The sequence below is a fragment of the Mesorhizobium silamurunense genome (assembly GCF_014843825.1).
Taxonomy (GTDB): domain Bacteria; phylum Pseudomonadota; class Alphaproteobacteria; order Rhizobiales; family Rhizobiaceae; genus Mesorhizobium; species Mesorhizobium silamurunense.
In genome coordinates this window covers 1-22,662 of the sequence record NZ_JHQR01000028.1, presented here as the reverse complement: position 1 = coordinate 22,662, position 22,662 = coordinate 1, and the positions used below count along the sequence as shown (strand labels likewise).

Annotated in this window: 21 protein-coding genes and 1 riboswitch; of the genes, 6 read left to right on the top strand and 15 right to left on the bottom strand. The window is 62.6% G+C overall.

Annotation, left to right across the window (positions count from 1 at the left end):
• Positions 1-19: 19 nt before the first annotated feature.
• Positions 20-403: a hypothetical protein gene (locus DH10_RS03000; protein ID WP_192384175.1), complete on the bottom strand. Its 384-nt coding sequence runs from the start codon at positions 401-403 to the stop codon at positions 20-22.
• Positions 404-603: 200 nt separating this feature from the next.
• On the bottom strand, positions 604-849 hold the full coding sequence (locus DH10_RS02995; RefSeq protein ID WP_192258019.1) for a hypothetical protein: 246 nt from the start codon (positions 847-849) through the stop codon (positions 604-606).
• Positions 850-987: 138 nt separating this feature from the next.
• On the opposite strand from DH10_RS02995, the gene DH10_RS02990 reads away from it, so the two are divergent.
• On the top strand, positions 988-1,257 hold the full coding sequence (locus DH10_RS02990; protein ID WP_192258021.1) for a hypothetical protein: 270 nt from the start codon (positions 988-990) through the stop codon (positions 1,255-1,257).
• A 52-nt stretch (positions 1,258-1,309) separates the two neighbouring features.
• Here the strand turns inward: DH10_RS02990 and DH10_RS02985 are convergent, their stop codons facing one another.
• The 6 genes from DH10_RS02985 to DH10_RS02960 are packed head-to-tail and all read right to left on the bottom strand — an operon-like array spanning position 1,310 to position 6,524.
• Positions 1,310-1,927, bottom strand: a complete 618-nt coding sequence (locus DH10_RS02985) for a HupE/UreJ family protein (protein ID WP_192258023.1) — start codon at positions 1,925-1,927, stop codon at positions 1,310-1,312.
• A gap of 47 nt (positions 1,928-1,974) precedes the next feature.
• Positions 1,975-2,508, bottom strand: coding sequence for a hypothetical protein (locus tag DH10_RS02980; RefSeq protein ID WP_192258025.1), 534 nt, complete (start codon positions 2,506-2,508; stop codon positions 1,975-1,977).
• Between the two features lie 2 nt (positions 2,509-2,510).
• On the bottom strand, positions 2,511-3,719 hold the full coding sequence (locus DH10_RS02975; RefSeq protein WP_192384174.1) for an agmatinase family protein: 1,209 nt from the start codon (positions 3,717-3,719) through the stop codon (positions 2,511-2,513).
• A gap of 12 nt (positions 3,720-3,731) precedes the next feature.
• The gene (locus DH10_RS02970; protein ID WP_192258029.1) at positions 3,732-4,541 is read right to left on the bottom strand and encodes an ATP-binding cassette domain-containing protein; all 810 of its coding nucleotides are present in this window, start codon (positions 4,539-4,541) and stop codon (positions 3,732-3,734) included.
• Entirely contained in the window at positions 4,538-5,422 is an 885-nt protein-coding gene (locus DH10_RS02965; protein WP_246506733.1) for an ABC transporter permease, read from the bottom strand. The genes DH10_RS02970 and DH10_RS02965 overlap by 4 nt, the downstream gene beginning before the upstream one ends.
• 37 nt (positions 5,423-5,459) lie before the next feature.
• On the bottom strand, positions 5,460-6,524 hold the full coding sequence (locus tag DH10_RS02960) for a putative urea ABC transporter substrate-binding protein (protein WP_192258031.1): 1,065 nt from the start codon (positions 6,522-6,524) through the stop codon (positions 5,460-5,462).
• A 100-nt stretch (positions 6,525-6,624) separates the two neighbouring features.
• A riboswitch (guanidine-I (ykkC/yxkD leader) is annotated at positions 6,625-6,740 on the bottom strand.
• A gap of 341 nt (positions 6,741-7,081) precedes the next feature.
• On the opposite strand from DH10_RS02960, the gene metH reads away from it, so the two are divergent.
• Positions 7,082-10,888 (top strand): methionine synthase, encoded by a 3,807-nt coding sequence (gene metH / locus DH10_RS02955; RefSeq protein ID WP_192384173.1) that lies wholly within the window; start codon positions 7,082-7,084, stop codon positions 10,886-10,888.
• Positions 10,889-11,138: 250 nt separating this feature from the next.
• Here the strand turns inward: metH and DH10_RS02950 are convergent, their stop codons facing one another.
• From DH10_RS02950 to DH10_RS02920, 7 genes are all read right to left on the bottom strand, one after another.
• The gene (locus DH10_RS02950; protein ID WP_192258035.1) at positions 11,139-11,810 is read right to left on the bottom strand and encodes an RraA family protein; all 672 of its coding nucleotides are present in this window, start codon (positions 11,808-11,810) and stop codon (positions 11,139-11,141) included.
• Between the two features lie 13 nt (positions 11,811-11,823).
• Positions 11,824-12,834, bottom strand: coding sequence for a C-terminal binding protein (locus DH10_RS02945; RefSeq protein WP_192258038.1), 1,011 nt, complete (start codon positions 12,832-12,834; stop codon positions 11,824-11,826).
• A 19-nt stretch (positions 12,835-12,853) separates the two neighbouring features.
• Positions 12,854-13,348, bottom strand: coding sequence for a lactoylglutathione lyase family protein (locus DH10_RS02940; RefSeq protein ID WP_192384172.1), 495 nt, complete (start codon positions 13,346-13,348; stop codon positions 12,854-12,856).
• Complete coding sequence (locus DH10_RS02935; RefSeq protein WP_192384171.1) at positions 13,345-14,343, bottom strand: ABC transporter permease; 999 nt, start codon at positions 14,341-14,343, stop codon at positions 13,345-13,347. Before DH10_RS02935 ends, DH10_RS02940 begins: the two co-directional genes overlap by 4 nt.
• Positions 14,340-15,842, bottom strand: a complete 1,503-nt coding sequence (locus DH10_RS02930) for a sugar ABC transporter ATP-binding protein (RefSeq protein ID WP_192258044.1) — start codon at positions 15,840-15,842, stop codon at positions 14,340-14,342. The genes DH10_RS02935 and DH10_RS02930 overlap by 4 nt, the downstream gene beginning before the upstream one ends.
• An 83-nt stretch (positions 15,843-15,925) precedes the next feature.
• Positions 15,926-16,975 (bottom strand): sugar ABC transporter substrate-binding protein, encoded by a 1,050-nt coding sequence (locus DH10_RS02925; protein ID WP_192258046.1) that lies wholly within the window; start codon positions 16,973-16,975, stop codon positions 15,926-15,928.
• A 30-nt stretch (positions 16,976-17,005) separates the two neighbouring features.
• Positions 17,006-17,878: an SMP-30/gluconolactonase/LRE family protein gene (locus DH10_RS02920; RefSeq protein WP_192258048.1), complete on the bottom strand. Its 873-nt coding sequence runs from the start codon at positions 17,876-17,878 to the stop codon at positions 17,006-17,008.
• A 99-nt stretch (positions 17,879-17,977) separates the two neighbouring features.
• On the opposite strand from DH10_RS02920, the gene DH10_RS02915 reads away from it, so the two are divergent.
• The 4 genes from DH10_RS02915 to DH10_RS02900 all read left to right on the top strand — a co-directional run bounded on the left by DH10_RS02915 (position 17,978) and on the right by DH10_RS02900 (position 22,241).
• The gene (locus DH10_RS02915; protein ID WP_192258068.1) at positions 17,978-18,703 is read left to right on the top strand and encodes a GntR family transcriptional regulator; all 726 of its coding nucleotides are present in this window, start codon (positions 17,978-17,980) and stop codon (positions 18,701-18,703) included.
• Complete coding sequence (locus tag DH10_RS02910) at positions 18,703-20,217, top strand: sugar ABC transporter ATP-binding protein (protein WP_192258050.1); 1,515 nt, start codon at positions 18,703-18,705, stop codon at positions 20,215-20,217. Before DH10_RS02915 ends, DH10_RS02910 begins: the two co-directional genes overlap by 1 nt.
• On the top strand, positions 20,214-21,200 hold the full coding sequence (locus tag DH10_RS02905; protein ID WP_192258052.1) for an ABC transporter permease: 987 nt from the start codon (positions 20,214-20,216) through the stop codon (positions 21,198-21,200). The genes DH10_RS02910 and DH10_RS02905 overlap by 4 nt, the downstream gene beginning before the upstream one ends.
• A gap of 75 nt (positions 21,201-21,275) precedes the next feature.
• Entirely contained in the window at positions 21,276-22,241 is a 966-nt protein-coding gene (locus DH10_RS02900; RefSeq protein WP_246811476.1) for a substrate-binding domain-containing protein, read from the top strand.
• Positions 22,242-22,662: the final 421 nt, after the last annotated feature.

The following is a 22,662-nucleotide window of genomic DNA, read 5'->3' as shown; positions in this document are numbered from 1 at the left end:
CGCCCCCCGTGGGCGCTTGTCAGCGCGCCTTCAGTTGACGGGCCGCGGCGTCGGCGGTGTCCTGGGGTTGCGTATTGAAGGCGATCACCGCGTATGGCGCCGCTTTGTGAATGATATTCACTACCGTTTCGAACAGTGGCAGGCTCTTGGGCGGAAGCCTGAGGCCGCCACCGATCACCACGCAGTCGTAGGAAGCCTCGCCGAGCGCTTTTTCGAGCATGGCGTATCCGGCGGCATCGGGCGTGATCATGCACGTGTCGCATTGCCAGCCACGTTCCTCGATCTTGGCAACCCCGACGGCGATGCCGGCGTTGATCTTCTGGGCATCGAAGCCGGGCGGCAGAGACGGATCTGAAAAGTCGACGGTTTCGGGTTTCTGTCCGACGAACAGGATGCGAGTCATGGCGTTTCTCCATTCAGGTCGCGATTCAACAACGGCAGAGTGCGGTCAGTTGGCGCTGGCGTTCTCCCGTGCAAGCAACAGTCGCGGCGTATCCGTTAGGGGGCAATGCGGGCATCGGCCAAGCCAGTTCTATTCCGATGGACGACCGTTGTCTCCCGCATGGAGGGCTTTGCGCAGGGAGCGCAGTTCTGTTCGTTAGGCTAATGAGGCGTTTTTTGAAGGCCAGCGGAACGGTTTTCGGCGGCTTTATGGGGCATTTGCCGGGTCAGGCGGCCGATCCGCTGGATTACGGACACAAAGAGGTCGTAGCGCTCCACCAAGAAGATCGCCAAACCTAGTAGGCTATGACGGCTATTATGATCATAGGGCCTTCCATTAAGTGGCGTTGCTTGGTTGTCAAATATATAATCGCCTTTCTTCTTAGGAAACGTCTTGTCGACCTTCACTTGGCCCCTCACCAAGCAACGAAGTTAAGTCCCTATAGATTTCTGCGGACGAGCAAGCCGCCCAGCCGAGCTTGAAAATAGGCGGCGGGCTTCACAATGGCGATAGGAACGAACTACCCTTCCGACAATTTCTGATGGATGGCATTTTACTACTTCGATGTGGATGACAATGGCGTCGTGTATCATGTGGCGCTCTTTCTGGCGTTTGGGTTGGGGGTGCGCAACCCGTCCAGCCAAGGAAAATCTATCGAAAATGCTCAAGCCAAGCGAGCCTCTGTACGCATGCGATACCGCGGCCGGCACGAAGCCGGTCGCGGGTTTGATCTCGAGCGAATGCGATCAGAGCCGTTCAGCCCGGATCTTCAGGATCTGATACAGCATGTTTCGAATGCGCTGCCAAACTGTTAGCCGCTTGATCATGCCTTCGTCTCCTGATCTTCGCCGATGCGCCGGCTGCCACTCAGATGATCTGCGCCGCAAGTGCCACGCCGACCAACGACGTGCCGACCCCTGCCGTGCGGATGGCTCCGGGCCAGCGCCGAAGCGTCATGGCCGCCAACGCACCGGTCGTGTGAAGAGCCGATGTAGCGACCACGAAGCCAACCGCGTAGGCGATGCCGCTCGCTGTCTCGGGAATTTCGAGGCCGTGGGCATTGCCGTGGAAGAGCCCGAAGAGGACAGTCAGCGACGCGGCGATGGCAAGAGGCAATGGTCTGGCGAGCGCCATCATGGCGCCTAACACCACCAGCGACACAGCGATGCCGGACTCAAGCGACGGTAGACCGATTCCGGCGATGCCGAGCAGGGCGCCAGCGATCATCGCGAGGACAAAGCACGACGGCACCACGAAGATGCCTCTGCCGCCGGTCCGGGCGGCGATGGTGCCGACAGCCATCATTGCAAGCAGGTGGTCGATGCCGGCCAGCGGGTGTTGCAGGCCGCTCACGAAGCCGTGGACATTGAAGCCGCCGCTGTGGGCGTAGGCCAATGACGGCATGAGGACCGCGGCGGCGGTCAGGGCAAGCCTGGAGAAGGCTGCCGGGGCGGGCCTGCTGAGAATCGAAAGCGTTGTTTTCATCGTTCTGGACCTGCTTGAAAGGGGTATGATCGGTTCGAAGCCAGGGCTCATTGTCCGGACCCCGGTATCGCGAACTGCACGGCCCCGGACCTGTCGGCCAAAAGTCGCGCCTCGCCGAAGTCGAGCGGCCTTTGCTCGGTCCCGTCATGGTAGACGAAAGCGAGGCGCCGCCTGTGCGACGTCAGTTTCGCGGGCAGCGGGTGATAGGTCACGCCGCCGCCGCCGATCAGCGGCATGACGGCGCCGACATCGACCATGTCCTGCGTCTCGACACGCAGCAAATGCAGCCGCAAGCCGTCGGAGGTTTCGCCGACGAACGGAATTCCGGCCAGCCGCAGGAAACTGGAGGTGTCGGGCGCCCGAGCAAAGCCTTCGAGGAAGGCGATTTCGACGAGATCGAGATCCGTCGCCCGCGGGTCGGCAGGTTCGTGTGCATGGTCGTGCGGCAAATGCGGCGTCTGCCATTGCAGCGGCTTGCCTGCCGGTCCGTTGTGACCGACAGGGTGCGGATGATGGTGGTGACCATTCGGCCCGTGATGGTCGGCGTGGTCATGGCCATGGTGATGATGATCATCGTGCATGGTCAAAAGCTCGTCGGCTTGTCGATGATGGATTTGTGCTTGCCGAGCGTGCCGTGGGCGACCATCGAGCCGAGGGCCTCGACGACAACCCGCACGCCGAACAGCGCGGTGATGTCCGATGTGTCGTAAGGCGGCGACACTTCGACCACTTCCAGCCCGCAAATGCCGGGCGCCGTGACCAGCCCGAGCAGCTTCAGCGCCTCGCGCGGCAGGAAACCGCCGGGCTCCGGCCAGCCGGTGCCGGGCACGAACCCGCAGTCGACGCTGTCAACATCGAAGGAGACGTAGACGGCGTCGGCATCCTTCCACGCGAGCTCGAGCGCGATCTCCGCCGTCTTCTCCAGCCCCATCTGTTCGATGTCGAAAATCGTCAGCACGTTGGTGCCGCGCTTCCTCGCCTCGGCAACGCCGTAACGGGGCACCTGCCAGCCGCCGATGCCGAGCTGCACCAGATTGGTGGCCGAGACGTTCGGCAGGTTGGTCGCCCAGTACCAGGGCGTGGTGTGCATGCGTTCGTCGAGATCCTTTTCCTGGATATCGATGTGGCGGTCGAAATGGATGATGCCGATGCGCTTCGAGGTCACGTCGGCAATGCCGCGCACGCAGGGGAATCCGATCGAATGGTCGCCGCCCAGCATGATCGGCAGCGCGCCCGAGGAAGCGACGTGGCTGACGCCCTTGGTGATCTGGTCGAAGCTCTTTTCGAGATTGGCCGGGATGGTGAAAACGTCGCCGGCGTCGCACAACGTCATCTGCTCGCGCAGGTCGACACCGAGCTCGTAATTGTAAGGCGTGTAGAGCGCCGAAATGCGGCGGATGCCTTGCGGCCCGAAACGGGTTCCGGGACGGTAGGTGGTGCCGCTGTCGAAAGGAATGCCCATGACGGCCGCGTCATACCTGCCGACATCACGGACGTTCTCGACATAGGGCGCCTTGAGAAAGGTGTTGATGCCGGCGAAATGCGGCAGCTCGCCGCGTGCGAATGTGGGGATCGACCTGTCGATGATCGAATCCGATCCCGGCAGGCCCATGTCCAGCGCCCATTTCTGTTCCTTGCGCCAGCCGTCCTCGGGCAGCTTTCCCTCCGCTTCGATCGACTTCCAGCCCTGCATGTCACGGATCTCGAAGTTCGGATGGTGGAAGCGCTGGCGTGGTTGGCGGTCGAATAGGCCGGCGCGGCGATGCCGGCGTTCTGGACTGTCTCTGTGCATGAAAAACCTCCGTTACGACGCCGTCGTCGCGATTGCGCTATCCGGTCGGGTCGTCCCGACCATCGCGGCCACTTTGGCCACGTCTCTTTGGGAAGTCCGGTCTTTGCGGTCGAGCTTCAGATCGTAAGTGATCGTCGCGCCATAGGCGGACGGGAACTGCGGGTCGTGGCGCACCTTGTCGAAGACAAGCACGCGGGTGCCGAGCTTGAACGCCTCGCCGATATCGTGGGTGACCATGACGACGGTCATGCCATGCTTGGTCCAGAGCTCGGTCAGCAGCTCATGCATCTCGACACGAATGCCGGGATCGAGCGCGCCGAACGGCTCGTCGAGAAGCAGGATCTGCGGCCGGCCGAGCAAGGTCTGCGCGATCGCCAGCCGCTGCTGCATGCCGCCCGAGAGCGAAGCCGGATAGAGGTCGCGCGCATGGGCGAGGCCGACGCGTTCCAGCATGGTTTCGGCCTCTTGCCTGGCGCCTTTGCGCCTGGCGCCGAAGACGCGGCCAAACGGCCCGCCCGAACGGAAGTCCTCGACCAGCAGCAGGTTCTGGAGGGCTGTCAGATGCGGAAACACCGAATAGCGCTGGAAGACGATGCCGCGCTGCGGCGTCGGCTCGGGCACGATCGGTCGGTCGCCGACGACAACCAAACCGCCGCTCTGCTGTTCCTGGCCGAGCAGGATGCGTAGAAAGGTTGATTTTCCGCAGCCGCTGGCGCCGACCAGCGACAGGAATTCGCCGGACTCGGCGTGGACATTGACGCGCTCCAACACGCGGGCATCGCCGTAACTCTTCTCCAACCCATGGACGACGATGCGGCTCATTTGTTCTGTACCTGATGAGCCCAGGGGGAGATGACGTGCGAAAGCCGCACCAGCAGCCAATCGGTGGACACGGCAAGCAGCGTGATCCAGGCGACGTAAGGTAGGATGACGTCCATCGACAAATAGCGGCGAACGAGAAAGATGCGGTAGCCCAGCCCCTCGGTCGAGGCGATGGCTTCTGCCGCGATCAGGAACAGCCACGCCGGTCCGAGTGCCAGCCGCACGCAGGTGATGAGGCGCGGCATGACCTGTGGCAGCACCAGTCGCAAAACCATGGTCCAGCTGTCTCCCCCGAGCGTCTGCGCCTTGGCGATGAGTTCGGGCGGCAATTCCATCACCCGGTTGGCGATGTCGCGCACCATGACCGGTGCGACACCGACGGCGATCAAGGTGATCTTGGCCGTTTCGCCGAGACCGAGCGCGATAAACAGGATCGGCAGCAGCGCCAATGGCGGGATGACGCAGACGACGGTAACAAAGGGCAGGAGAAAAGCCCTGACGCGCGGGATGAAGCCGATGGCGACGCCGAGGCAAAGTGCTGCGAGCGTCGCTACGCCGACGCCCGCAAACAGCCTGATCAGACTGGCAAAAGTGTCGGCCCATAGAATCAGGTCGCCGGAACGCTTGTCCGGCACCGTCGCCAGATCGAAAAAGGCCGACCACATCTGTGCCGGGGAGGGCAGCAGCTTGTCGCTGGGATTGACCGCCAGTCTGTGCGCCGAAGCGAAGAGATAGGCCATCGCCACGGCGGCAAAGGGTAGGGCCCCCAGCAGCAAGCCTCCGCCTCGCGAGACCGTCGCGTTGATCAGGCGAAGTCGCACCCTTGGCCTGCGCGGAGGCGGGCGCGCGACTGCAGCCCCCGCCTCGGGCACAGCATTCATGGCGCCGGTTCCTCTGGCCAGCATGTCACGCCGTGCCCTACAGCGTTCCAGCGGCTGCCTCAGCCATATAGGCCGGATCGAAACGCAGTTTGACGTTCTTGGCATCGCCCAGGGTTGAGCCGTCGGGAAAACTCATGCCGATCACGTCGACGCTCGGCGCTTTGGTGCCCAGGATGCCGTGGCTGAACAGGAAATTGCGCACCAGGTCCATGGTCTTCGGCAGTTCGGCGCCGTTGGTGAATGCGACCGCCTTGGCCGGCTCGAAGAACATCGCGGTCGATGCAAGCTGCGCATCGAACCCGGCAAGATCCGTACCCGATGCCTTGGCCATCTCTTCCTTGGCCGCCTTGCCTTCGGGCGAGCCCGAGGTCATCAGCGCCATCGCTTCGTACCAGGCGCCGACAAGCGCCTTGCCCAAGGCCGGATTGTCCTTCAGCATCGCGGTGTTGACGACCATCATGTCAATGATCTCGCCGGGGATCTGGGTCGAATCGAACACCTTGTGGGCGCCCGGCATGGCGGCGATTTCCGAGACCAGCGGATTCCAGGTGACGACCGAGGTGACGTCGCTGGTGCCGTAGGCGGCGACCATGTCGGCATCGGACGTGTTGACCACAGTGATGTCCTTCTCGGCCAGCCCGACCGTGTCCAGCGCGCGCGCCAGCAGGTAGTGCGAGACCGAGAGCTCGACGAGATTGACCTTCTGACCGGCGATGTCCTTGAGCGCAGCCTTGTCCTTGAGGATGACGGCGTCGTTGCCGTTGGAGAAGTCGCCGACGATCAGCGCGGTCGTATCGACGCCGCCGCCGGCCGGGATCGACAGCGCGTCCATATTGGTCATCGCGCAGCCGTCAAAGCCGCCGGCCGTGTACTGGTTGATGCTTTCGACATAATCGTTGATGCGGGTGATCTCGACATTGATGCCGTATTTGTCGGCCCATTTTTTCATGATGCCGCTGTCGGAGAGATAGCCCCACGGCATCCAGCCGACATAGATCGACCAGCATATCTTGAAGTCTTTCTTTGGCTTCGCTTGCGCGGCTGAGATGAAGGGAAGGCTGAATGACGCGGCTAAGATGATTGCGGCCACTTTGCGAAGCATTGCGCACCCCTGTTTGCGTTCCAGATTGCGTCCGGACGTCTGTTGGGGGTTCACGGAGCGCGCATCCGGGAGAGGTTCGCGCCAGCAAACCCGTGCAGGGTTCTCCCGGGATTTTGGCCCGCCGTGTTCCGCCGGATGCCTCAATGCATCCCTGGCGGTCGCGTCTCTTGGACCAGCGCCGTGATCGACACGGCCGGAACCCTAGACGCTCTGCACATCAGCAACGAAGCAAGGGGCGTGCCAGTCCAGCGATACCGCTCTGAGGCGGTTTTCTCCCGGATTTGAAGGCAATCGCGTCATGCTGATGCCGCAAAAATCATCGCAACGCTGACGGATTAGGCAGTATTTGGCGGCGACCATTCGCAGAACAATGGCGGAAAATATATGCACACCGGATCGGCAAGGTGATCAAAGCCTAGCACTTTGCTCATTTGCCCAGATTCGGTCGCGCTACGCTTGGCATGGGCCACCATATCAATGGCTACGGTGAGCGCATCATATTTTGACATAAAGATATGTTTATGTCACAGATGTGATCTTGGAAGGCGAGGCTCACTGTGGTGCATTCTGAATCACCCTTGAATTCCCTTTTCGGGCCCATTGTCGCCAAGGCAGATGGATCGGAGATCCGTTCTGCCTTGGAATCGGCCGCGCGCGAACGAATCCTCATTCTCGACGGCGCCATGGGCACGCAGATCCAGGGGCTTGGCTTCAACGAGGAACAGTTCCGCGGCGACAAGTTCGTCGGCTGCGCCTGCCACCAGCAGGGCAACAACGACCTGCTGATCCTGACGCAGCCGAAAGCGATCGAGGAAATCCACTATCAGTATGCGATTGCTGGCGCGGACATCATCGAGACCAACACCTTCTCCTCCACGTCGATCGCCCAGGCTGACTACGCCATGGAAGACGCGGTCTATGACCTGAACCGGGATGGCGCCCGTCTGGTGCGGCGAGCCTGCATCCGCGCCCAACAGGAGGACGGCAAGCGCCGCTTCGTTGCCGGCGCGCTGGGACCGACCAACCGAACCGCCTCGATGTCGCCGGACGTCAACAACCCCGGTTGTCGCGCCGTCAGCTTCGATGATCTGCGCATCGCCTATGGCGAGCAGTTGCGCGGCCTGATCGACGGCGGCGCCGACATCATCCTGATCGAGACGATCTTCGACACGCTGAACGCCAAAGCGGCGATCTTCGCCTGCAACGAGATCTTCCTCGACAAGGGCGTGCATCTTCCAGTCATGATCTCAGGCACGATCACCGACCTGTCGGGCCGCACGCTGTCGGGCCAGACACCGACGGCCTTCTGGCATTCGATCCGCCACGCCAGTCCGTTCACGGTCGGGCTCAACTGCGCGCTCGGCGCCAACGCCATGCGCGCACATCTCGCCGAGATTTCCGGCGTCGCCGACACCTTCGTCTGCGCCTATCCCAATGCCGGCCTGCCCAACGAATTCGGTCGCTACGACGAGAGCCCGGAGTTCATGGCGGAGCAAATCGAAGGGTTTGCGCGCGAAGGGTTGGTCAACGTCGTCGGTGGCTGCTGTGGCTCGACGCCGGACCACATCCGCGCCATCGCCGAGGCGGTGAAGAAATATCCGCCGCGCACCATCCCCGACATCGAGCGCAAGATGCGCCTCTCCGGGCTGGAGCCATTTACGCTGACCGACGAGATCCCCTTCGTCAATGTCGGCGAGCGCACCAATGTCACGGGATCGGCCAGGTTCCGCAAGCTGATCACCGCCGGCGACTACGCCGCCGCCCTCGACATTGCGCGCGATCAGGTCGCCAACGGCGCGCAGATCATCGACATCAATATGGACGAAGGCCTGATCGACTCGAAGAAGGCGATGGTCGAGTATCTCAACCTGATCGCCGCAGAGCCGGACATCGCACGCGTGCCGGTCATGATCGACAGCTCGAAATGGGAGATCATCGAGGCCGGCCTGAAATGCATGCAGGGCAAGCCACTGGTCAATTCCATCTCGATGAAGGAAGGGGAGGAGCCTTTTCTCCACCATGCTAAACTCGTCCACGCATATGGCGCGGCAGTCGTCGTCATGGCATTCGACGAGGAAGGCCAAGCGGACACGCAGGCGCGCAAGGTCGCGATCTGTGCCCGCGCCTACGAGCTCCTGACCGAGCAGGCCGGCTTCCCGCCGGAAGACATCGTCTTCGACCCCAACATCTTCGCCATCGCCACCGGCATCGATGAGCACAACAATTACGGCCTCGACTTCATCGAGGCGACGCGGGAAATCATCCGGACCTTGCCGCACGTCCACATTTCGGGCGGCGTGTCGAACCTGTCCTTCTCGTTCCGCGGCAACGAGCCGGTGCGCGAGGCCATGCATGCCGTGTTCCTCTACCACGCCATCCAGGCCGGCATGGACATGGGCATCGTCAATGCCGGACAACTCGCCGTTTATGAATCCATTGATCCGGAACTGCGCGAAGCCTGCGAGGACGTTGTCAACAATCGTCAGCCGGCCGGCGGCAGCGCCACCGAGCGGATGCTGGAACTGGCCGAGCGCTTCAAGGGAACCGCCGGCAAGGAGGCCAAGGAGCGCGATCTCAAATGGCGCGAATGGCCGGTGGAGCAGCGCATTTCGCATGCACTGGTCAACGGCATCACTGAGTTCATCGACGCCGACACCAACGAGGCACGGCTTGCCGCCGAGCGGCCGCTGCATGTCATCGAGGGCCCGCTGATGGCCGGCATGAACGTCGTCGGCGACCTGTTCGGCGCCGGAAAGATGTTCCTGCCGCAGGTGGTCAAATCCGCGCGCGTGATGAAACAGGCGGTTGCCGGGCTGCTGCCGCACATGGAAGCCGAGAAACTGGCCAACGCCGCCAACGGCATCGACACCGGCGAACGCAAGACGGCCGGAAAGATCCTGATGGCAACGGTGAAGGGCGACGTCCACGACATCGGCAAGAACATTGTCGGCGTCGTTCTCGCCTGCAACAATTACGAGATCATCGATCTCGGCGTCATGGTGCCGGCGGCAAAGATCCTGCAGACGGCGCGCGAGCAAAACGTCGATATCATCGGCCTGTCCGGCCTGATCACCCCGTCGCTGGATGAGATGGCGCATGTCGCCTCGGAGATGGAGCGCGAAGGCTTCGACATTCCGCTGCTGATCGGCGGGGCGACGACCAGCCGCGTGCACACGGCGGTCAAGATCCATCCGCGCTATGAGCGCGGTCAGGCATTCTATGTCACCGACGCCAGCCGCGCCGTCGGCGTTGTCTCGTCATTGCTGTCCAACGACACCAAGGGCGGCTTTGTCGACACGGTACGCGCCGAATACAGGAAGGTGGCCGACGCGCATGCGCGCAGCGAAGCCGACAAACTGCGCTTGACGCTCGCCAGGGCACGGGCAAACGCCCACAAGATCGACTGGTCCGGCTATGTGCCGCAACAACCCTCCTTCCTCGGGCTGAAGATCTTCGAGACGTGGGACCTCGCCGAACTCGCCGGCTACATCGACTGGACGCCGTTCTTCCAGACCTGGGAGATGAAGGGCCGCTATCCGAAGATTCTCGACGATGAGGCGCAGGGGCCGGCGGCGCGGCAATTGTTTGAAGACGCGCAGGCGATGCTGAAGAAGATCATCGCGGAGAGATGGTTCGCGCCGAAAGGCGTGATCGGCTTCTGGCCGGCCAACGCCGTCGGCGACGACATCAGGCTATTCACAGACGACACGCGTTCGGAGGAGCTGGCGACCTTCTTCACGCTGCGCCAGCAACTGACCAAGCGCGACGGCAAGGCCAATTTGGCCCTGTCGGATTTCGTCGCGCCGCTCGAAAGCGGCAAGGCCGATTATCTCGGCGGCTTCATCGTCACCGCCGGCATCGAGGAAGTGGCGATCGCCGAGCGCTTCGAGCGGGCCAATGACGACTATTCCTCGATCATGGTCAAGGCGCTCGCCGACCGCTTCGCCGAAGCCTTCGCCGAAAGGCTGCACGAGTGCGTGCGCAAAAAGTTGTGGGGCTACGCGCCGGACGAGAGCCTGACGCCCGAGGATCTGATCGGCGAACCCTATCGCGGCATCAGGCCAGCGCCTGGCTATCCGGCGCAGCCCGACCATACCGAGAAGGCGACGCTGTTCAGACTGCTGGACGCGGAAAAGGCGGCAGGCGTCGCTTTGACCGAGAGCTACGCCATGTGGCCGGGCTCGTCAGTCTCGGGGCTCTATCTGTCCCATCCCGAGAGCTATTATTTCGGGGTGGCCAAGGTCGAGCGCGATCAGGTGGAGGACTATGCACGACGCAAAGACATGCCAATTGCGGAGGTCGAGCGCTGGCTTGGGCCGATCCTGAATTACATACCAATGCCGTCCTCGGAAGCCGCTGAATAGATTGTCGGCGAACCTGCTTCCAAGTTGATTTCGCTGATGGCGCGATCAGTATGCGCTTGGGGTGCATTCATTGTGATGGCTCGTGACAATCCCGAATGATCACGAGTAAATTTCCATGATGATTGATGATACCGCTGGTGATCGATTTACGTGCAGATATCGATGATCTCTCGCCGTAATAAGCACGGGCGAACAGCGTCACCAGAGGACAAGCATATAGGGCCGGCCGGGAGCGAAAAGGTCCTCGGTCTCAAAGACGACCGAACTCGTTAAGCAGCTCTTCGAGCGTTTTCCCTTGGACGACCCGTTCGCGGGTCTTCTGTTCGCGCGCTGCCTGTTCGCGCGCGAGCTCCACGACCGTTTCGGCGCTGGCTATCGGCACAACAGTTACGCCGATTGTGTCGGCGACCACGAAATCGCCGGGACTGACACGGACCCCGCCGCATTGAATTGGCACGTTGACCGAGAGCTCATCCTTTCGGCCTGAATACATTGTGTGCGTGCCTCGCGCCGTGATGGCGCGGGTCCAGATCGGCCAGCCGATCGCCTCAAGCTCGTCGATGTCGCGGCCGGAGCCATCGATGATCATGCCGCGAATGCCACGGTTTCTGGCGAGCCCGCCCATCAACCCGCCGCACACCGAAGTCTGCCGGTCGCCGCCCGCGTCGACGACGATGATGTCACCGTCTCTGCCCATCTCGATTGCCCTGAGCGGGTCAACGAGGTCTCCCGGAGAGAGCTGGACCGTGAGAGCATGGCCGACGATTTTCGCCTGAAACGGCGGCTTGATCTCCGAATCCATCACGCCCTGACGGTATTGCGCGTCGGCAAAGACACATGAGGCGCTATAGCATTTGGCGACCTCATCGAACTTCGCAAGCAGCACCGGCTGCCGCTCGAAATCGTTGAAAACCTTGAGCATCGCATGACCTCCCTTACCTCCGAGCCGGCGTTCGCGTCAGCTCTACTGCGTTAACCGGGTTGAACGGCATGCCGCCGGTCAGCACGCGCGCGACTTCAGACGCGGCGGTTTCGCGGGCAACTCGGATCGACTCTTCGGAATAGTACGCCGTGTGGGGCGTCACGATGACGTTGGCAAGCGAGAACAGGGGATTGCCGCTTGGGTTCCAGTTGGCGAGCTTGGCCGGCTCCTCTTCAGGATCATCCAGGCCGGCGCCGGCGATGCGGCCTTCGATCAGCGCCCGATAAAGCGCGCGGTTGTTAATGGTTGGACCGCGGCCGGTATTGACGATAATTGCCCCCTTCTTCATCTGGCGGAATTCCGCCGCGCCCAGGAAATGCCGGGTCTCGGGGGTTATCGGCACCTGCATCATCAGATAGTCGGAGTTTTGGAGAATCTCTGCCTTGCCGACGCGGCGCGCGCCTTTCGCCTCGGCGACGCCCTTCTCGATGTAAGGATCGTATACCAGGATATCGACGCCGAAGCCTTTGGCGCGCTCGGCAATCGCCTGGCCGATCTTGCCGAAGGAGACAATGCCCATCGTACGTCCCTTCAACCGATGGATCGGTTGCCCGGTCTGCCAACGCCAGATCCCTTCATGGGTCGCGGCGTTGTATTGGAAAAGCTTGCGGGCGAGCGCGAGCCACAGCCCGATCGCATGGTCGGCAACCTCGTCGGTGCAATAGTCGCGGACATTGGTGACAAGAATGCCCTTGGCGGTCGCCGCGTCGACATCGACGATGTCGACACCGATGCCGTAGCGGGCGATCACCCGGCAGCGTTGCATGCGTTCGATGGTCTTCGCGCCGATGCGGGCATACTGGTTCATCATCGCGTCGCAGTCGATCGCCTCGGCAGCCAGTTCCTCCTCCGACTTGGCCTGGAGCCCTACGACGCGCGCCCCGACTGCCTCCAGCACGGCCCGTTCGATATCCAGATTGCCGTAGTCGTAGTCAGTGATGACGACCTTGGGGTGTTCCGCCATGCCGCGTCTCTCCTGCGCTTCAGACGTAGGCGCCGGCCGAATAAGTGAGCTCATAGGAGTGACTGTAGAGCTCGATGATATTGCCGAAGGGATCCTCGCAATAGACCATGCGGTAAGGCTTTTCGCCCGGATAGTAGTAGCGGACCTGGCTCATCCGCTGGCGGCCGCCGAGGGCCTCGATGCGCTTGACGCGCTCTTCGAGATGCTGGTCCTGCAGGCAGATGTGGAAGATGCCCGGACGCCAATATTCGAAGGGCCGCTCCTCCGGACGGGTTTTGGGGAACTCGAAGAGCTCGATGCCGATGCCGTCGCCGGTCGAGAGGTGGGCGATCCGGAAACTTCCCCAGCCGGCTCCGAAGACGTCGTCGCACATCTGGCCGATGGCGCTGTCGTCTTGGGAGACCTTGGTCGGCCCCATGATCACATAACAGTCGAAGGCCATCGAATAGAATTCAACGGCTCTTTCGAGGTCAGGGACCGTAATGCCGATGTGGGAGAAGGTTATGGCAGTCATTGATCTACCTTTCCTTTTTGTCCTGGCGAGGTGAGCGCGCCGACGATGAAGGCGAGTGCGCGGCCGATCTCGGCGCGCCACATGTCTACACCGACCGCGGTCACGATGATCGCGCCGATGATGACGTTCTGGGCTGAAGCCGGCACGGCGTTGAGGTTGAGCGCGTTCTGGACGATTACGATGGTGAGTGCGCCGATCACAGTGCTCACGATCTCGCCCCGACCGCCGGCGAGACTTGCGCCGCCGATCACTGCGGCGGCGATCGCCGAGAGCTCCATCCCAACGCCATAATTGGGCGAGCCGGAATTGAGCCGTGCGGCCATAAGCACGGCGCCGACCCCCGCCATCGCGCCGGCAATGACGAAGGCAAGGAAGCGCGTCCGGGCGACATTGAGCCCGGAGAGCGCCGCCGCTTGCGGGTTACCGCCAACCGCGTAGATCGTGCGGCCGAAGGCGGTGTAGCGCATGACGAAGAAGGCGAATGCGTAGAGACTGACGACGTAGAAGAGCGGTAGTGGCACTCCGAGAAGCGAGCCGTAGAAGATCGGCTCGAGCATCGGGTGCACGGAGAATACCGGCGAGCCGTTGTTGAGCATGAAGGCGGTGCCGCGGAACGCCGAGAGCGCCGCGAGCGTGGTGATGAACGACGGGATACGAAGGTAGGCGGTGAGGACGCCGTTCACGGCGCCAAGGAGCACGCCGATTAGAAGCACGAGCAAAATCGCCAACGGGAGCGGCACGCCCCCGAATTTGATCGCCATGGCGAAAACCATAGTCATCAATGCGATGGCCGAACCGGGGGAAAGGTCAATGCCGCCGGTGATGATCACGATGGTCGAGCCGATCGCAACGATCGCAACGATGCTCACCTGCAGAATGAGGTTGGACAGATTGCCGACATCGAGAAAGCGGTTGGTGGTGAGCGCGACGAAGACAGCCACCAGGAGAAGGGCAGCAAGCGGACCGACGATCTGGTTGCTCACCAACCGCTTCATGCGGCAAGTTCCTCTTGGTCAGCGGAGGCCTTGACCAGGTCGGCCTTGTCGAGGCTCCTGGCATCGCGGATTGCGACTATCCTTCCGCGGCTTACAATGCCGATCCGGTCGCTCATCGCGAGCAGCTCGTCATAGTCGGAGCTGATCAGGATGACGCCCTTGCCGGCGGCTGTAAGCTCGTTGATAAGCTGATAGACGGCGATCTTGGCCCCGACATCGATACCCTGGGTCGGCTCGTCGAGAACGAAAAGCTCAGCCTGCGCGAACAGCCACCGGGCAATCACGATCTTCTGCTGGTTGCCGCCGGAAAGCTCGCCGACCAGCGCCGTCCCGGCAGTCGGCGTGATTCTGAGGCTCCGAATCAGGCCTTGGGCAAGGCGTCGTTCGCGGGCGTGGTCGAGCATGGCTCTGTGCGTGAACCGGCCGAGCCCGGCGATCGAGATGTTCTCGAGCCCGCTGAAATTGAAGAAGAGCCCGTCGGATTTTCGATTCTCCGGCACGAGCGCGATCCCGGCGGCGATCGCGTCGCGCGAGGACAGAAGCTTGAGCGATTTGCCGCGGAGCCGGATTTCGCCTTGCCGAAGCACATCGACCCCGAACAGGGCGCGGGCGATTTCGGTGCGGCCGGAGCCGAGCACGCCGCCAAGGCCGAAGACCTCGCCGCGGCCAACCGTAAAGCTAGCGCCGGCGACGCGGTTGCTCGTGTGGATGGAGCGCACGTCGAGGAGGGCGTCACCCGTGGCATTCGCCGCCTTGGGAAAGTGTTCGTCGACGCGGCCGACCATCTTACGGACAATGGCCCTGATCTCGACCGGCGTTTCCGCTGCGTTGGATACCACGCGCCCATCCTTGAGGATCGTTGCTTCGTCGACGAGTTCAACGACCTCGTCTAGGCGATGCGAGATGTAGAGGATGATCCTGCCATCGTCCCTGAGGCGCAGGAGAAGGCGATGGAGCTCGGCGATCTCGTCGGGGCCGAGGGCGGTGGTCGGCTCGTCGAGAATGATCATCGAGGCGTTGGCCGCGATCGCCTTGGCGATCTCCACGAGTTGCTGGCCGGCGGTTGAGAGTTCGCCCACGATCGCGTCCGGGTCGATCGCGACGTGGATGCGGCCAAGCACGCGCCGGGCTCCTTCGCGCATTGCCGGCCAGTCTATGCGCCATCGGTTTCGCGGAAGCCGGCCGAGATAGATGTTCTCCGCGACCGATAGCGTTTGGACGAGCGAGAACTCCTGAAAGACCGTGGCGATCCCTGCGCGCCGCGCGGCGATCGGGTCGGAAAGCACGACCGGCCGGCCCGCACACAGGATCTCGCCCGAATCGGGCTGATGCACCCCGCACAGCACCTTGACAAGTGTGGACTTACCGCAGCCATTCTCGCCGAGCAGGCCGTGAATCCGCCCGGCAACGAGGCTGAGCGACACGGAATCGTTCGCCACAACGCCGGGGAAACGCTTGGTCACGTTCCTCAGCTCCCAGACGGGAACGCTCTCTTCCATGGCTCTCCACGCGATCCTTGCTTCGCCCGACCGGGTTGTCCGGCCGAGCGAGGGAGGTGCTGCTTAAGGAACATGAGTTCGTCTCAATACTGCATCGACGGCTTCGGATAGAGCTTGTCGGGCGCCTGCAGAACCGGCAGTACATTGGCCTTGTCGACAATCGTTGTCGGTGTTTCGACAAAGCCTCCTGCGAAATTGCCGTCGAGCACGTCGATCGCGACCTGCAACGCAATCTGGCCCATGACGAATGGTGTCGTATTGACAGTCGCGGTGACCGTGCCTTTGCTGATCTCCTCGAGAGCGGCGGTGTCGCCATCATTGCCAAGCAGGATCAAATCGTTTCGACCGAGCGACTTAGCGGCGAGTTGGGCACCCATGATCATGTAGTCGTTCGCGGCAAAGATGACGTTAACATCCGGATGACCCTGGAGCAGGTCCATGCCGGCGGTGTTGCCGCCCTCAACATTCCAGCCGCCGGGAATGCTCGCAACAATATCCACATTCGGCTTGCCCTTGACGGCGTCGAGGAAGCCGCCGACGCGCTCTGTCGAATGATAGCCGGGCTGGCCTTCGATGACCGCGGCTTTGACCGATTTATCACCGAGCCTCTCAAGGAGGTATTCGCCGATCTTATGCGTGCCTTTGCGTTGCGAATAGCCGACCACAGCATGGACCGGGGTCGGAAAGTTGGCGATGTCGGAGTTGACGATGACGACGGAGATGCCTTTGTCGACGGCTTGCTTGACGAGCGGAGCGGCGGCCGCCTCGTCATGGGTCGACAGGACGATGGCGTCGACGCCCTGGGTGATCACGTCCTGGATCATGCCCATCTGGCCGTTGATGTCGGCGCCGCTTTGCGGGGCGAGCATGAAGGTCTCAACATTGCCCTTCTCGGCCGCTGCGGCTTTGAGGCCCTCACCGATGGCGATGTAGTAGTTGAACTCGGTCGCCGGCGGCATGTAGGCGATGCGGAACTTGTCCTTGCCGGCGCCCTTGGTGATCGGCGCCTGTGCGCCCGGTTGAAGCGGTTGTGGTGCGGCGTAGTCGATGGCGAGGGCAATACCGGTCGCCGTGAGTACTACGACCGCGCTTGTCGCTGCTATCGCGATCAACGATCGAAAGCTGAAGCTCATGTCTTTCCTCCCTTGGACGCTTGACGGGTTCTATCCGGCGAACGGCGCGTCCACGAGGCCGCGCACGCCGGGTTTGAAAGCGAAGAGAGAGCCGGCCGTCGGCTCGGCGGCGATCTGCTCCCGCGTCGCCTCCAGTCGCGATGTGGTGATGTAGAGAGTCTCGAGTTCAGGCCCGCCGAAAGCGCAGCAGGTCGGCTTCAACACCGGCACCTCGACCACCCGGTCGATGCTCCCGTCGGGTAGGATGCGGACGACTCGCCGGCCTTCCCATTCGGCATTCCACACGGCGCCTTCAGCGTCGACGCACGAGCCGTCCGGAATGCCCGGCTCTCCCTTGAAATCGTTGAGGACTTGTCGGTTGCCTGGAACCCCGGTGCCCGGATCGTAGTCGTAGACCCAGATGGTTCCGACGGAGGTGTCGGCGAAATACATGCGGCGCCCGTCGGGCGAGAAACAGGTCGAGTTGGCGCAGCCAACGCCGGTAATGATCGTCGTTACCGATTCGTCGGGATCGATCCGCAACACGGTCGATTTTTCCGGTCCGGAACCCTCGTTCATTCCGCCAGCGATGAATCGGCCCTGGCGATCCGTGCGGCCGTCATTGAGGCGCGTCGCCAGTTTGTCGGGCTCGAAGCGATGGATCGTCGCGAGTTCGCCGGTGCCGGGGTCGAAGAACGCCACCTCCTTTGCGAGGGCGAGAATGAAACCGCCTTTATCGCGGGGCGCGAAGCAGCAGACGCGGTCCGCCATGGCGATTGAACCCGAAGTACCTGATGAGGGTTCGAGCCACCACAGACGCTTCCCGTGGATGTCCGTCCACCAGACCCGGCGGTCATGGTGGTTCCACAGAATTCCCTCGCCGTGCAGGTTACGGCAGTCGAGCGCGAGCTCGGCTCTGTCCATGTCTCCTCCCCGGAGCACGTACCTTGGCTTCGTAACGGGCCGTCAGCGAAGCCGCTTCTTGTTGCCGAACTTTCTGGTGTCTGGTATATCACCTTGCAGATGGCAGGCAATACCAAAATCAGCGGCCGGCTTCCCGTCGCCAGGATCAAGCGACCCAAATCGCTTGCGGAAACCGTGCTCCACCAGCTCCGCGAGTCGATCGTCCACGGTGACCTCGCGTTGGGTCAGCCTCTCTCTGAGCGTCAGCTCGCCGACGATCTCGGCGTGTCGAAGACTCCCGTCAGAGAGGCGCTCGCCCAGCTCCGCGCCGAGGGCCTGGTGCTGATCTATCCGCAGCGCGGCGCCTTCGTCTTCACGCTGAGCGCTCGCGAGGTTCATCAGATCTGTGAATTCCGGAGTGCGGTAGAAACGGCGGCGCTGAGGCTCGCCATCGCGCGCGGTCCGGATGGCTTCGCGGCGGAGCTTGAAGACATTGTGCGCGGCATGGCAGCCGCGCAGCGGCACGGCGACCAGCGGCTCTATCTGTCCCTGGACACCCGCTATCACGCGGCCTTCTTCGAGCACTGCGGCAATAGCTATCTCCGCGACAGCTATGCGCGCTATGTCGGCAAGATCGCAGCGCTCCGGACCCACCTTGCCGGCAAGCCGCTTCACACGAAGCTGTCGTTCCAGGAGCATCGACAGATGCTCGACACCATCCGGCGTGGCGACGCAGACGCAACGATAGCGGTTCTGGATATCCATATCGGACGGACGCGCGAGACCTATTCCAACGGAATCGAGGACATTGCCGCCGCAGATAAAGGAATTCCGGAGGCGAGCTGATGGCGGCACCGCTCCTCGAGCTCAGCGGCATCACGAAGTGGTACGGCACGACGCGGGCCCTTGGCGACGTCGATTTCGATCTGAGGCAGGGCGAGGTGCATGCGCTTGTCGGCGAAAATGGTGCCGGGAAATCGACACTCCTCGCCATCCTCTCCGGTGTGGTCGCGCCCGACAAGGGTACGATCAACATAGACGGGCGGGCGGTCACCATTAACGAACCATCCAAAGCGCAGGCGCTCGGCATCAGCACGGTCTTCCAAGAGCTCAGCCTCGCCGGGGCCTTGACGGTCGCCGAGAACGTCTTTGTCGGCCGGGCTCCAACCGCCTGCGGAATCATACGCTGGAGCGAGCTCCGACGGCGGACACAGCAGATCCTCTCCGCCTTCGGCATCGAAATCGATGTCGATCGCCCGGTTGACCGCTTGCCTGCCGGCACGCGCCAGCTCGTCGAGATTGCCAAGGCGCTGTCGCTCGACGCTCGCATCCTTCTCCTCGATGAACCCACTTCGGCGCTCACCTCCAATGAGGTCGCAGCGCTGTTTGCCATCATTGCCCGGCTTAAGAGCCGGGGCATGGGCATCGTCTATGTGAGCCATCATATGGCCGAGGTCTTCCGGATCGCCGACCGCGTCACCGTGCTGCGCGACGGTGAAAGGATGACCACGCGCGCGGTGGCGGAGACGTCGATCGACGACGTCGTGCGCGCCATGGTCGGCCGGAAGCTCGAAATCTTCACGGCCGAGGCGACGCTCGTACAGGGTCCGGTGGCGCTTGCAGTCCGCGGCAACGGAGCCGAGGGCAAATCGCGGCATCTCGAACTTGAAATACGGTTCGGTGAGGTCGTCGGTCTCGCGGGCCTGATGGGATCGCGCCGCAGCGAGCTTGCACGCAGCCTCGTCGGCCTGCGGCAGCCGTCTGGAGGAACTGCGATCGAGGTCAAAGGCCGTCCGACGCGCTTGCGTGGTCTCCGCGACGCGATGGCCCGCGGCATCGCCTATGTGCCGGACGATCGCAAAGCGGAAGGCCTGTTCCTGTCGATGTCGGTCACCGATAATTTCGTCGTGACTGCGCTTCGCAGCTTTGCGCGGCTCGGTTGGATTGAGAGGGCGGCGGCGACAGCGGCGGCGGGTAGGGCGGTCGAACGCTTCCGGATACGGGTGCCGAGCCTTGAGGCGGCGGCTGGAAAACTCAGCGGCGGCAACCAGCAGAAACTGATGCTGTCGAAGTGGCTTGCGAGCGACCCGGCAATCGTCGTGATCGATGAGCCAACCAGGGGCGTCGACGTCGAAGCGAAAGGAGAGATCCACAAGGAAATCCGCCGCCTCGCCGCAGCCGGCGAAGCGGTTCTCTTGATCTCTTCCGACCTTCCGGAACTCTTCGCCATCTCCGATCGGATCGTCGTCATGCGCGAGGGGCAGATCGTCGGCGATCTCCCTACACCTTCGGCAACGGAAGAGATCGTGATGGCTCTTGCCTCAGGCACCGGTCACAAGCTCGAAGGGGAGGCGGCATGAGTGTCGACGAGGTCGGTCGATGGTCTTCGCGCGTCGGCAGCCGTGTCTTTCGGCGCTTCGTCGAGACGCGCGAGTTGATGCTCCTGGTTCTTATCGTCGCGATCATCGTCGGAATGTCGCTGGCTTCGCCGGTCTTCCTGTCGCTCGCGAACTTCCATGCGATTGCCATCGGCATGGCGCCGACCGTCATCATCGCCGTGGGTATGACGGTGCTTCTGGTCTCCGGCGGATTCGATCTCTCGGTCGGCTCCGTGCTGGCGCTGGCGAGCACCGTGACGGCGCTTCTTCTGCTGAGCGGTGCCTCCATCCCATTGGCGATCCTTGGTGCGCTTGCCCTGGGCGCCGTCATCGGCCTTGCCAACGGCATCGTCGTCACCAGGATAGGCGTCAATCCCCTGGTCGCCACACTCGGCTCGATGTCGATCGCCCGCGGGATAGCCTTGGTGCTGACCGAAGGATTCTCGCTCATCAATCTACCGCCTGCCTTCGGGTGGGCCGGCCGCGCCGAGATTCTCGGCGTGCCGTTCCTTCTTTGGACCGCGCTCGCATTAGTGGTCGTCTTCGACCTCGCCATGCGGCATGGAAGCTTCTTCCGGCAACTCTACTACATCGGCTCGAACGAGAAGGCGGCGCGCCTGTCGGGTTTGGCCGTCGATCGCGTCCGCACGCTCGCCTACATGCTGAGCGGTCTGCTCGCCGCGCTTGCCGGCGTCCTCCTCGCCTCGCGGCTGATGAGCGGCACGCCTACGGCCGGCAATGCGCTCGAACTACAGGTGCTGGCGGCGGCCGTGATCGGCGGCGCAAGTCTGCGCGGCGGGGAGGGCACTGTCCTCGGCGCGTTTCTCGGCGTCGTCTTCGTCGCCCTGATCAACAACGCCATGACCATGCTCGCCGTGTCGATCTACTGGCAGATGATCGTCACCGGTGCCGTTCTTGTCGTGGCCGTTGCGCTCGACATGCTGGTGCGCCGCCGCGACGACTAAGCCAGGGGCCCATCAGGCCCCAACCGAAGAAGGAGGAAAGTGATGACGACACTCGATCTCGACCGCCGCAGCCTGATGAAGCTCGGCGGCATTGGCCTCGCCGGGACGGGGCTCGGCCTCGTACCCCAATTCAGCGATGAAGCGCTCGCCCAGGGCGAGGGCATGGAATACGTGTTTCTCTCCATCGTCACGCAGGTGCCGTTCTGGGTGGACCACCGCAAGGCCCTCGAAGACGCCGCCAGATTGCTGAATATCAAGACCAGCTTCACCGGCCCGCTCGACTTTGACACCGCCGCCCAGGCGCGACAACTCGATGAGCTGATCGCCCGGAAGCCAGCCGGCCTCCTGATCTTTCCTGGCGACGCCCCCTCGCTTGCGGCCGGCATCGACCGCGCCGTCGATGCCGGAATTTCGGTCGCCATGATCATCGGCGACGCGCCGGGCACCAAGCGCGCCGTCTATCTTGGCATCTCGAACCTCGAAGCCGGCAAGGTCGGGGGCAAGATGCTTGCCGAGGCGATCGGCGGCAAAGGCAAGGTGATCCTGGGTTCGTTCCCCGCGCCTTCGGTTCTGGAGCGGGTCGAAGGTTACAAGGCCTACTTCAAGGAATCCGCGCCTGAAATCGAAGTGGTCGATGTGGTCAACGACAAGGCGGACCCGTCTTATGCCCCCACGGCCTACAGCCAGTCACTTCTTGCTCACGCCGACGTGGTCGGTATTGGCGGCACCGACGGCGACAGCGGCAAGGGTGCTGCCATTGCGGTGAATGAGACCGGCCGCCAAGGCCAGGTCAAGATTGTCGCCATGGACCGGAACGACGACATGCTTCCCTACATCGAGGACGGAACCATCGTCGGCGCCGTCGTTCAAAAATCCTACGTCGAAGCGTTTCTCGCCGTGCATCTGCTTCATTGGCTGAACACGGACGGGATGAAGGTCGTGCCGGACTACAAGGCGGCCGGCGTCAACCCCTTGCCGGAAAAGGTCGAGACTGGTGTGATGCGCCTCACCAAGGATAACGTCGCTCAATTCAAGCACTGAGCGACGGGCCGGGCCGCGGACCCTCCGTGGTCCGGTGGGCGATGGGGTATAACACCGCTGACCAGGTCACTCGAGATGGCCTAGGCTCCGGACGGAATCAGGATCAACGCCATCGCGTGGGGCTGGATAGCGACGCCGCTGACGAAGCTCGGCCGGACGATCTTGGAGCAAAGCCGAAAGAACTGTCAGCACGATTATCTTCTAGAGCCTACAGCTACGCCCCTGGCCGTCGAAAACAGCTACGCGGGCCGTCATCGGGGCGCGGAACCATACGGAACAATGCGGGGAAGGTTGACGATTCTGGCCCACGAAAAAGCCAATGAAATCAATGTTTCCGGCACGCCCTCCGGGCTCACCAGATTGTTACATATCAATGACTTAGCAATGTTTCAGGTAACCGGGGCAAAACCGGTGGCGGCCG